Here is an 11,260-nt window from a genome sequence, read left to right on the forward strand (position 1 = left end):
CTGGCGCAAGCGTGAGTGCCCGCCGAGCGAGTTCTTCCAGAACCCGTGGTGGCCGCACAGCCGCCCGCTGTGGGACTACGTCGGGCGGTTGTCGGCGGCGATGTCGGCCGGGCGGCACGTGGCGCCGGTGGCGTTGTACTACCCGACCGAGCACGCCTGGACCGCCATCAGCGCCGGCGCGCCCAAGCCGTACCCTGATCTTCCGTCTTACTGGCCATGGCCGATGTCGGCGGCAGGACCACATCCGGTTTACGCCACGGATCTGGCGATGCAGCAGATCGCCCGAGCGTTGACGGCCGGCCAGTACGACTACGACTTCGTCGACCGACACGTAACTGCGCAGGCCCGCGTCGCGGACGGCCAGCTACGGACGGCCGTGGAATCGTTCCGCGCCGTGGTGGTGCCACCGATCGACGTGATCGACGTCGCCGTCCTACATCAGCTTGCCGCCTTCGCCGAGCAAGGAGGAATTGTCATCTTCGCACATCGGATGCCAACGACGGCCCTGCCGTGTGGGGGAGGGCCGACGCAGTCGAAGCTGTCCGATGGCTGGACGGACGCCGTCGATTCACTCGCACGTTTGCCTCGTAGCGGCACGGTCCCGTTCGGGCGAGGGCATGTCGGGTTCGTCCCCTTCGGCGAGGCGGGGGTGCTTGCGCTGCTCGCCGATCACGTGCCCGCCGACGTGCGCGTCGTGTCGTCACCCCAGGCGCGTCAGCTGCGCACCATGGACCGCGACCGTGGGTACTTCAAGGAGACGCGACTCGTCCCCCGTCGCGCCGCGTTGACCTATCATAGGCGGCGGCTGACCGACGGCGACGCGTACCTGCTGGTGAACGAGTCGGATCTCGATCTTGAGCTTGCGGTGGAACTGTGCGGCGGGCCAACCGCTGAGATATGGGATGCATCCACTGGCCATCGCGCCGCGCTTGAGGCGACCGCCGCTTCCACGGCGGGTCATGTCCGGATCGCCCTTGCGCTCCGCCCCCAGGAATCGCAGATCGTCGTGCTCGGCCCAACGACAGCGCTATCCGCCGCACCGGCGGTTGATGGTGGCTTGGAACACGCGCTGACGCCGGAAGCATGGATCGTCGAGATTGACGACCGCACGATCGAGGTGGGCGCAGAACTGCAGACTTGGGACGCGTGGGGCGATGGCCAGTTCTCCGGAATCGCGACGTACACGACGCATTTCACGGTCCCGGCGGGTACAGAGACGAGCCATCGTTGGATGGTCGACCTAGGGCAGGTGTTCGAGACTGCGTCGATCAGCGTCAACGGCATGCGCCAACGACCGATGTGTTGGTCGCCGTACCGGTGGGACGTCTCCGACGCCATCAAATCCTCCGACGTCGAGATCCGCGTCGAGGTCGCCAATACCAACCTGAATGCCTTCACGGGAATCGAACGGCCCAGCGGCCTGTTGGGGCCCGTTCAGTTGCAGGGGTGGCGCCGTTAAGCAGCGCTAGCATCACCAGCAGTCCCGGACGGCCTTCTCCCCGACGTCTATGCGATGACGTGCGAGGCCGGCTAAGGAGCATCAATGTCCGTCGTAACCGCGCCCGAAGAACCCTCGACTGCCGTAACGCCGACGACCAAACCGCTGGGTACGGGGCGGATGGTCGGCTGGGGGCTTGGCGGCTTCGTCGAGAATCAGATGAGCAACGGCCTCGTTGCGCTTGTACTCCCCATCTACAACGTGGGGCTAGGTATCAACGTGGTGTGGTTGGGCTGGGCGATGGCCATCCCGCGGCTGCTCGACGCGCTGACCGACCCCTTCATCGGCCACATGTCCGACAACACGCGCAGCCGCCTTGGTCGACGGCGGCCGTGGATGATCGGGGGCGCGCTGCTCTGTGCCATTTCGTTCGTGCTGGTGTGGTGGCCACCGTTGAGTTGGAGCGATCATTGGCAGTTTGCGTGGTTCGCCTGGTTCACCGCGATCGGGTTCTTGTGCGCCGGCCTGTTCGCGATCCCGTACAACGCGCTCGGGTTCGAGATGACCGACGACTCCGCCGAGCGCACGCGGCTGCAGGGATGGCGGTTCTTCTTCATCATCATCAGCGGTCTCATGGTCGGGTGGATGTATCGACTGTCGTTTCACCCATGGTTCACTGGACAAGCGGTCGAGGGCGTGCGGCCTGAGGTAATCGGTGCTCGTTGGGTGGCCATTCTGTGTGGCCTGTTGATCTTGATCTTCGGGCTGTTGCCGGTCTTCCTGTGCCGCGAACGGGTCGAGTTCCAGCGCCAGCCCCGCATCCGACTGAAGGAGGCGGGCCGACTCACGTTGCGGAACCGCGTCTTCCTGCGGTTCGTCGCGTTGGTCACGATCTCGCTGCTCGGGGTCGGGCTCGTCGGCCCCCTCGGGTTGTACATCAGCATCTACCACGTGTGCCAGGGCGACACGAAATTCGCCGCTACGATAGCCGCCATCGGCAGCGTGCTCAGTACCGGCGCGGCGATCGGGTTCATCCCGGTCATCACGTGGATCGCTGGTCGCATCGGGAAGGTGCGCACGCTCATGAGCGGGCAAGTGGTCGCCTCGATCGGCGCCGCGTCCAGCTGGTTCCTGCTGCGGCCGGACATGCCGTACCTGTCATTGGTGCCGGTTGTGTTCTACGCATTCGGGATCGGCTGTTTCCTGATCCTACATGGTTCGATCATGGCCGAGATTTGCGACCTCGATGAACTGCATAGCGGCCTGCGGCGCGAGGGCATGTATGGCGCGGTGTCCGCCTTCGTCGGCAAGCTCGTGGCGTCGCTGTTGACGGTCGTCAGTGGGTACGTGTTGGTGATCTCGGGCTATCGCGAGGGGGCCACGCAGTCGGCCGACGCGATCTGGAACATGCGCGCCCTCTTCGCATTCGTGCCCGCGGCATGCCTGATGATCGGGCTGGCGTTGACGCTTCGCTTTCCCGTAACGACGCAATCGGCCCTGCAGGTTCGAACGATGCTCGAAGCGCGGCGGGTAGAGAGGAGTAGCGGTGAAGCCTGATTTGCTCAACGCGCCGATCCTGATGTGCCTTCTCGCTACGATCGCGCACGCTCAAGAGAAGGTGACCGTTCGCGCGAACGCGCCGCTGAAGGGCGCGGCCGGCGGGGCGTCCGACACGCGATACACGGGATTTTTGCACTCGCTGACGCCGACGCTGCCGGACCCCGACCGCTTTGAGGCGCTCAAGCCGGCCAACTTCCGCACCGGCGTGCTGACGAACATCAACGGCGGCGTCGTGACCGGCGACTTCGCCAACTACGCCCGCGTCCGCGCCGCCGGCGCGACGTTCGAGTACCTCATGAGTGACGCGGTCTATACCAAGGACCCAGACTCCGTCGAGTGGCCCGGCGGCGCGAAGGATCCCGATTACGTCAAGTGGGATGCGTTGGTCGACACGAAGATTGCCTCCGCGAAGGCCGCCGCGGGCGGCGAGTACGTCGGCCGCTGGGACATTTGGAACGAGCCGGACTTCAGCGTCGGCCCCGGCCAGTACTTCTGGCCCTACCAGGACGCCGACGGCGCCCAGCAGTTCTTCGAGACCTGGCGCCGCGCCCACAAAAAGGTTCGCGCGGGACTGCCCGGCGCGCAGATCGTCGGCCCCAGCATCGCCGTCCTCAACGGCCTTGGCGGTCAGCTCAACACGTACCCGGACACGGGCAAGCACATCACGATGGACGCGTTCCTCAAGTACGCCAAGGCCAACGACGTGCTGCCAGACGTTCTGACGCTTCACGCGTTCGACAAGGACGCCGTCGGCCCACGCCTCGCGGGTACGCGCAAGCTGCTGAAGGACAAGAGGATCACTGGCGTGGCCCTGGGCGTCAACGAGTACATTGGCCATCACGAGCAGACGCGGCCGGGCGTCCTGCCGCACTACTTCGCTGCCATGCAGGCCGCAGGCGTTGTGTACGGCGTGCACGCCACGTGGCCTGACGCACGCCCCGACCGAGCGACGCCGACCACCGTCTCCAACGCCTACAACGACTCGCTCAACGGCCTGCTGACCGACGACACGAAGCAGCCGCGCAGCACGTGGTGGGTCTACAAGCGCTACGCCGAGTTGAGCGGCGCCATGGTGCAGGTGGACGCGGGCCCAACGGTCAACGGTTTGGCGTCGGTCGACGCGCAGGCTGACGTGGCGACGGTGCTGCTGGGGCGCGACTACGAGGATTTCGGCTGGATGCCGACGCCACCGGCCGAGGCGCCAACGGCGGTCGTGCTGCAGCTGAGCGGCCTTGTCGCAGCGATGGGCATCACCGGCGGCACGCCGCTGAAGGTGGAACTGCAGCGCATCGCCGACAGCGGTTACGCCGCGTACGCCGAGGGCGGCCCGACGTCATTGGTCCTGCCGATGACCGCCGGGCGGGCCACCCTGAACGTGCCGCTGGCTGACTTCGGCTGGACCGACGCCTACTTCATCAAGGTCACCGCCGCGCCGAACCCACAACGTTAATAGGTGTTGCCGAGAATGTTGTGGGTTGCCTCACTCGACGCCGAAGGAAGTGCTATGGCGAGGCGATCGAGATGTACTGGATCCAATCTTTGGTCCGACAGCGTCGCTCGGGTTGCAACGCATCGCTGTTTTGATGTGAAGAGCTATATCATGGAGATTCGTATGTATCGCAACGAAGACAAACTACGTTCTACGCCCGGATTCACTCTCGTCGAGCTGCTCGTCGTGATCGGCATTATCGGCGTGTTGATCGCCATCCTGCTGCCTTCGTTGGCTGCGGCTCGCCGCCAAGCTCGCACCGTTGCGTGTGCATCCAACCTTCGCCAGCTCGGCTTGGTATACGCAATCTATGCGACCGAACAACGCGGGCGGTACGTGAAGCCGATCCCGGCCGAGAACTGGCCGGTGGGCGGCTTGAACGTCAACAGTGGCGCGGCGGCCGATCCGTTGGATACGTCCCGCATTATTCCGGGTGTGACCGCGGGACCCGGTCTACTCTTTCAGGCAAGTTATCTGAAGGACCCGCGCATTCTCTACTGCCCCGCCAGCGACGAGGGCCTTGCCCGGGCAGAGCGCGATAAGTGGTGGGACGAGAGCAACTGGTTCGCGAGCTTCCTCGGCTACTCGGTTTACGCGAACTACCGGACCATGGCAGTGCCGGGCGACCCGACCCATGCCGAGCCCGTCCCACTGCCGACCCTCATCGCGGATCGACCCGAATCCCCTGGTGACCGGGTGCTGGCGACGGACGCGATGGCGGTGGCCAACAGCGGCGCGGTAAGCGGTTGGGTCAACCATCGCAGTCGAAGCGGAAGCGGCAACGATATCGGCGGCACCATCGTGCAGTTCGACGGCGGCAACGTGCTGCTGAACGACGGCAGCGTGACGTGGCGCCCATGGAAGGACGTCCAGTCGCGTTTCACGCGTGCAGGCGTCTCCTTCTATTTTTGATATTTCTCGTCCCGAAACAGCCGCGACTGGAGTCACCGATGCGAACTTCAAGCCTCCTGAGCCATTCGTGGTTGCTCATGGCCCTGGCCGGGGCGCCGGTCGTCACGAGGGCAGAGGGTGCCACGAACATTGTGGTGATCGTCACCGACGAACACGGTTACGCCGACCTTGGCGTGCAGGGGATCGTCCGCGACGTGCGAACGCCGCACCTCGATCGCCTGGCGCGAGAGGGCGTCCTGTGTACCAATGGTTACGTCACCGCCCCACAGTGCAGTCCGTCCAGGGCCGCTTTATTGACGGGCCGATACCAGCAACGGATCGGCATGAACTCGATCGCCGACATGCCGCTGCCCTTGGAAACGATCAGCCTCGCAGAGCGCTTAAAGCCCGCGGGGTACACGAGCGCCACCATCGGAAAATGGCATCTGGAGCCGACGCCAGCTTCGGAACGGTGGCTGCGGCAGAACAATGTCGGCCTTCTTGCGCCAGATCACTTGGTTCCCTATTTCCCGGCCGCGCATGGGTTTGATTTCCACTACACGAGCGAACTGAACGGCTACTTCGTCAATTATGAAATGACGGGAATAGCCCGGGATCCCGGTTGGGTCACGCATGAGGGCTTCCGCGTGGACCTGCAGACCGAGGCCGCCCTGGCGTTCATCAAGGAACATCGTGGCGGTCCTTTTCTGGCCTACGTCAACTACATGGCCCCGCATACCCCTCTGGAGATCCCGCTCAAATATCTTCAACCCGAATGGGAGAGCCTGCCGACGCGTAGGCAAGCCGCGCTCGCGATGATTTCTGCCGTCGACGACGGTGTCGGGAGGCTCGTGAAGCTGTTGGAGGAGCTAAAGATCCAGGAGGACACCCTGATCTTCTTCATCAGCGACAACGGCGCTCCTCTGCACGGCCAGAAGGACTCGCCGTTGGACACGGACCACGGCGGCTGGGATGGCTCGTTGAACGCCCCCCTCCTCGGTGAGAAAGGAATGCTGGCCGAGGGCGGCATCCGGGTGCCCTTCATCGTGAACTGGAAGGGCAAACTACCCGCGGGGAAAAAATACGATGGGCTGGTGTCCAGCCTGGATATCGTGGCCACCTCCAATTCCGCCGCGGGTCTGGCCCCGGATCCCGACTTGGAAGGCGTGGATCTGCTGCCGCTCCTAACGGAGGAGCGTGAGGCGTCGAGCCGAATCCTTTTCTGGCGATTCTGGACGCAGACCGCTGCGCGTGAGGGGAACTGGAAGTATCTCCGGGTGGCCGATCGCGAGTTCTTGTTCGACCTGTCAGACGATAACGGCGAGACCACGAACTTGGCAGTTCGTCAGCCGGACAAGCTGGCAAAACTCCGCGAGAAGACGCGAGTATGGGCCGACGAACTGCAACCTTCGGGCTTCCCGACCAACAAGCCAAACAGCCAGGAAATAGTCTGGTTCCGCCAATATTACGGCGAAATTCTCGATTAGCGTCCGATGCCCGATGGGTGACCCCGACGCCAGGTGCTGTACAACCTACAAACCGTATTGAGCGGGTAGAGTTGGCCGGGCGACCGATGTCGCTCAGAATCCTCGTGACGCGGCGGTCCGTCATCACCTTTTTTGCGGCCAGCGTAGCGATTATTTCGCTCAATAACGAGATCGTTCAACCCCGTTCATCCAACCGTCCAAGCGGGCCGGTTGGTTGTGTGAAATGACCTACTTCATGATCAACGCGACATGGCGCACATCGAGACTGACGAGTGCGGCGCGCCAGAGTTCCTCTCCAATGGCAGCAAGATCGTCACCTGTCCCGGCGCGCAGGGGAAGCCGGACCCGCTGGCGGTCGACCAGCTGGTAGTCCGCCGGACGGGCATCCACTTCCCCAACCGCGCGTGTTTAACCTGACGCCGGCGAGCGAACTGGGCACGGACAACACGCCGGCCGAGGTTGCGGCGTGGTCGGCGGTCGCTAAGCGGCAGACGGATTCGAACGAGAAGTACCGCCGTATCTCGGCAGAAACCGCGCCCTTAATCGCGCCCGAAACTATTTCATGACATGAAAAAAGCCCGGAAAAACCGGGCTTCTTGATACCCCCAAGGGGAGTCGAACCCCTGTTCACCGGCTGAGAACCGGTTGTCCTAGGCCACTAGACGATGGGGGCGTCTGCTGGGTCGCGGGGCGTTGGCCGACCTAGGGGAGGGGGATTATGGGGAGAAAATGGCGCGGAGTCAAGGCATCGTGGCGAGCGCGCGGGTGATGGCTTCGGGCGGGCAGCCGATGTCGGCGATGGTGATGTTTCCCAGCCACGGTTTGGCGTGAGCGTGGGCGAAACCGGCCTTTTCGCCGACGAAAGTCACCGTTTGCGTGGCGCGGATGCAGGGGCCCAGCGGCAGGCCGGTGTCGCAATCGAGACCGCTGGGGAGGTCGATCGAGAGGATGGGGCGGTTTGAGTCGATCACCGCGTTGATGATCTCGCCGGCGTCGCCGCGTGGGGCGGAGGTGAGGCCGGTGCCAAAGATGGCGTCGATGATCAGGTCGGTGGGGGTGCTCGCGATGAGGTCGGTGGACGCGGGGCGTGCGGGCAAAGCCATCGCCTGCACGATCTGCCAGTTGATGAAGGCGTCGCCCTTGTAGGCGGCGGGGTCGACGGAGAGGGCGATCGTCACGCGGACGCCGCGCGAATGCAGGTGGCGGGCGATGGCTAGGCCGTCGCCGCCGTTGTTGCCACCGCCGCAGAGAATGAGGGCATGGGGTGATGCTGCATGTCGTAGCATTGCGCTCGCGACGTCGGTGGCGCCGCGGGCGGCGTTCTCCATCAGCACGATGCCGGGGATGCGGTATTCCTCGATCGACAGGCGGTCGACCTCGCGGACCTGCGCACGGGAGAGGCGAAGCGGGGGAGTCGTCATCGGATGATTTTAGGACGTTGCGCCACCGGCGCCGTTCCCATTTTGTTCTCATTTCGCCGCAGGAGCGCCGCTCTGAGCTCCTGCGGCGAAAAAGTGGCGAGGCAAATCTAGTTTTGAAACTGCGGATGAGCTGCAGCGCGTCGAGCGAATATCGCGACGCAGCGGTCGACTAATTAGTCCGCCGTGCCCGGCGGCAGCGAAGGCTCTTCCTGCAGCAGCATGCGCAACTCGTCGGCCGACAGGATCGGCTCGTCCGGGTGCATCTCCATTTCATCGGGCTCGCTGGCGGACACCGGCACTTCCGGTTCCACGCGCTGCACGATGACGGGGGGCGCCTCTATCACCGGCGAGATGCCAATGCGATGCAAACCGTCCTCGGCCAGCAGGCCGTCGGCGCCCATCGACATCGCCTGCGCCAGGGCGGCCTGTCGGCCGTCGGTGTGCGTCAGCCAGACCTCGATCTGCGGGTACCGCCGGCGAAGGGCGGAGATCATCGCCAGCTCTTCGCGGTACAGGCTGCTCAGGCTGATTATGATCGCGCGGTAGCTCGTCGGGTGTTTCGCCAGCTCGGCGACGGCCGCGTAGGGGTCGTCGGCGTCGGCGCAGCTGTAGCCCAACTGTTCCAGCAACGCGCGCGGTTGCTGGCGCGATGCGCTGCTGGCGACGAGCAACGCTCGCCCGCTCGGCCGTAATACTGGCATGCTCACTGCTGACATCCCGCTCCCATTCGCTTCGGGGAGTATAGCTGTTAAGCCCTCGGGTTGCGACGCAAAAGTCGGCCACTCGGCTCACATCGCCAAGTAAACTGCCCAAGCGAGCCCGTGCAGCATCGCGATCGCGTACAGCATGAACGTGAACTTCGGTTTATGCAGCTTGTGGCGGAACGTCTTGCGGCCGACGAATGCGCCGGGGAAGCCGCCAGCGAAGGCGAGGGATTGCAGCGTCGCTTCCGGCACGCGCCATTGCCGCCGGGCGGCGCGGCGTTTGTCGATGCCGTAGACGACGAAGGTGATCAGGCTGGCGAGGAGGTAGTAGGCGAGGATCCAGAGCATGAAGGGGATCTGAAAGTGACGAGTGAGGTAGCGGAAGAACGGAGCCCGAATGACGACTCAATAACCAAATCCGAGTGACGAATGACGAATGAAGAGCGCGTCATTCAAACCTGTGTCATCCCGATGGGAGTCTACGGCGACCTGAGGGATCTCGACTGGCGAGGGTTGTTCGACAGTGGGAGATCCCTCAGGTCGGCAAGCCTCCCATCGGGATGACAATTGTGGGCCGGTTCATCATTCTGGTTCTGTCATTGACTCGTCATTCCGGATTCATCCGCCGCTCGAAATCACCCTCACCCTAATCCTCTCCCGTCGTACCGGGAGAGGGAATCAACGCCCGACACTACCGATCGAACTGCGCATCAAACGCGATCGCGCTCGGCGGGAAGTTCAGGCGCTTCACCATCGCGGCCGCCTCGGTCGCGCCGAACTCGCGGTCCATGCGGCTGTCTTCCCATTCCACCGACAGGGGGCCGGTGTACTTCACGTCGTTCAGCGCCACGATCACGCGCTCGAAGTTCACGTCGCCATGGCCGGGGCTGCGGAAGTCCCAGTACCTGCGGTGGTCGGCGAACGTGGTCATGCCGCCGAACACGCCCACCGTGCCGTCCCCCTTGTCGTGCCACGAGTCCTTGATGTGGCAGTGGTAGATGCGGTCGGCGAACGTGTAGATGAACTTCACGTAGTCCACGTGCTGGTAGATCAAATGGCTCGGGTCGTAGTTGAAGCCGAACCGCTTGTGATGCTTCACGGCCTCCAGCGCGCGCTGCGCGGTGGCGATGTCGAACGCGATCTCGGTGGGGTGCACCTCCAGGCCGAAGTTCACGTCGTGCTTCTCGAACGTGTCGAGGATGGGGCCGAAGCGCTTCGCAAAGTCATCGAAACCCTTCTGCCAGTATTCCTGGCTGGTCGGCGGGAAGGCGTAGATGCTGTGCCAGATGCTGCTGCCGGTGAAGCCGTTGACGACCGCGGGAAACGCGATCTTGTCCGGCGACGCATCGCGCAGCTTGCGGGCGGCGATGCCGGTCTCCGCCATGCGCTTCGCGGCCCGCTGGCGCACGCCCTCGGGGTCGCCGTCGCCCCAGACGTCTTCCGGCAGGATGCTCTTGTGCCGCTCGTCGATGTTGTCGCAGATCGCCTGCCCGACCAGGTGGGCGCTGATCGCGTAGCACGACAGCCCGTTGTCCTTCAGGATCTCCCAGCGGGTCTTGACGTACTTGTCGTCCTTGATCGCGCGGTCGACCTCGAAGTGATCGCCCCAGCAGGCCAATTCGAGGCCATCATAGCCGAATTGCTTGGCCTTCTTCGCGAGCGTCTCAAGCGGCAAATCGGCCCACTGGCCGGTGAACAGGGTTACGGGACGTGACATGATGCGGTTCTCCTTGGTTTTCTTGCCCGGCATCTCAATGGAGCGCGGCGTGGCTGTCAACGGTGGAAGGGTGATGTGTTACAGGACGTGGGCGAAGGTTGCGTGTCCGTCGGGGTAAAGGACTTAGCGCGGGTGCCACGGGTGGTACTCCACCCGTGTCTTCGCCGAACCGCGTCACAGCACGGGCGGCGTACCGTTCGTGGCACCCGACGACGTGAAGGCGAGTCATTCCAGATGCATCTGAAATGACTTGAGATGCTTCTGAAATGACTTGAGATACATCTGAAATGACTTCAGATGCATCTGAAATGGCTTTCCACGCCCCCAGGTTCGTCCTATACAAATCGGGTTTGATACCTGCGCGTTGTTCTGCCGTACCACGGGCGGCCCGCCCGTGCCTCTTGAACCAGGACACGGGCGAGCCGGCCGTGGTACGCGCTGGAATCAAACCCAACTCGTCTTATTCGTGTCTTTTCGTGCCGGGTGCCACAGGTCGGCGTACTCGCAGACCTGTGTCTTCTCTGTCAACCTAAGACACAGGTCTGCGAGTACG

Annotated in this window: 11 protein-coding genes and 1 tRNA gene; 7 read left to right on the plus strand and 5 right to left on the minus strand. The window is 63.7% G+C overall.

Features of this window, described 5'->3' with window-relative positions; genetic code table 11:
* The 7 genes from VGN72_05290 to VGN72_05320 form a co-directional block, all read left to right on the plus strand.
* Positions 1-1,459: hypothetical protein (locus VGN72_05290; protein HEV7298760.1), on the plus strand; the 1,459-nt coding region annotated here is incomplete at its 5' end.
* 84 nt (positions 1,460-1,543) lie between these two features.
* Positions 1,544-2,995 carry an MFS transporter gene (locus VGN72_05295; protein ID HEV7298761.1) on the plus strand — a complete coding sequence of 484 codons (1,452 nt, stop codon included), beginning with the start codon at positions 1,544-1,546 and terminating at the stop codon, positions 2,993-2,995.
* On the plus strand, positions 2,985-4,448 hold the full coding sequence (locus VGN72_05300) for a hypothetical protein (GenBank protein ID HEV7298762.1): 1,464 nt from the start codon (positions 2,985-2,987) through the stop codon (positions 4,446-4,448). The genes VGN72_05295 and VGN72_05300 overlap by 11 nt, the downstream gene beginning before the upstream one ends.
* A gap of 162 nt (positions 4,449-4,610) precedes the next feature.
* Positions 4,611-5,399 (plus strand): type II secretion system protein, encoded by a 789-nt coding sequence (locus tag VGN72_05305; GenBank protein ID HEV7298763.1) that lies wholly within the window; start codon positions 4,611-4,613, stop codon positions 5,397-5,399.
* Positions 5,400-5,437: 38 nt separating this feature from the next.
* Entirely contained in the window at positions 5,438-6,865 is a 1,428-nt protein-coding gene (locus tag VGN72_05310; GenBank protein HEV7298764.1) for a sulfatase-like hydrolase/transferase, read from the plus strand.
* A gap of 249 nt (positions 6,866-7,114) precedes the next feature.
* A complete protein-coding gene (locus VGN72_05315) occupies positions 7,115-7,282 on the plus strand; it encodes a beta-eliminating lyase-related protein (GenBank protein HEV7298765.1) in 168 nt (55 codons plus the stop codon).
* The gene (locus VGN72_05320; protein ID HEV7298766.1) at positions 7,270-7,431 is read left to right on the plus strand and encodes a hypothetical protein; all 162 of its coding nucleotides are present in this window, start codon (positions 7,270-7,272) and stop codon (positions 7,429-7,431) included. Before VGN72_05315 ends, VGN72_05320 begins: the two co-directional genes overlap by 13 nt.
* 34 nt (positions 7,432-7,465) lie before the next feature.
* Here the strand turns inward: VGN72_05320 and VGN72_05325 are convergent.
* The 5 genes from VGN72_05325 to VGN72_05345 all read right to left on the minus strand — a co-directional run bounded on the left by VGN72_05325 (position 7,466) and on the right by VGN72_05345 (position 10,707).
* Positions 7,466-7,538, minus strand: a tRNA-Glu gene (locus VGN72_05325).
* 67 nt (positions 7,539-7,605) lie between these two features.
* Positions 7,606-8,286 (minus strand): NAD(P)H-hydrate epimerase, encoded by a 681-nt coding sequence (locus VGN72_05330; protein ID HEV7298767.1) that lies wholly within the window; start codon positions 8,284-8,286, stop codon positions 7,606-7,608.
* Between the two features lie 173 nt (positions 8,287-8,459).
* Entirely contained in the window at positions 8,460-8,987 is a 528-nt protein-coding gene (locus tag VGN72_05335; GenBank protein ID HEV7298768.1) for a response regulator, read from the minus strand.
* 87 nt (positions 8,988-9,074) lie between these two features.
* Positions 9,075-9,338: a DUF1294 domain-containing protein gene (locus VGN72_05340; GenBank protein ID HEV7298769.1), complete on the minus strand. Its 264-nt coding sequence runs from the start codon at positions 9,336-9,338 to the stop codon at positions 9,075-9,077.
* A gap of 343 nt (positions 9,339-9,681) precedes the next feature.
* Positions 9,682-10,707 (minus strand): sugar phosphate isomerase/epimerase, encoded by a 1,026-nt coding sequence (locus VGN72_05345; GenBank protein ID HEV7298770.1) that lies wholly within the window; start codon positions 10,705-10,707, stop codon positions 9,682-9,684.
* Positions 10,708-11,260 lie beyond the last annotated feature (553 nt).

It is taken from the genome of Tepidisphaeraceae bacterium, from assembly GCA_035998445.1.
Taxonomy (GTDB): Bacteria; Planctomycetota; Phycisphaerae; order Tepidisphaerales; family Tepidisphaeraceae; genus DASYHQ01.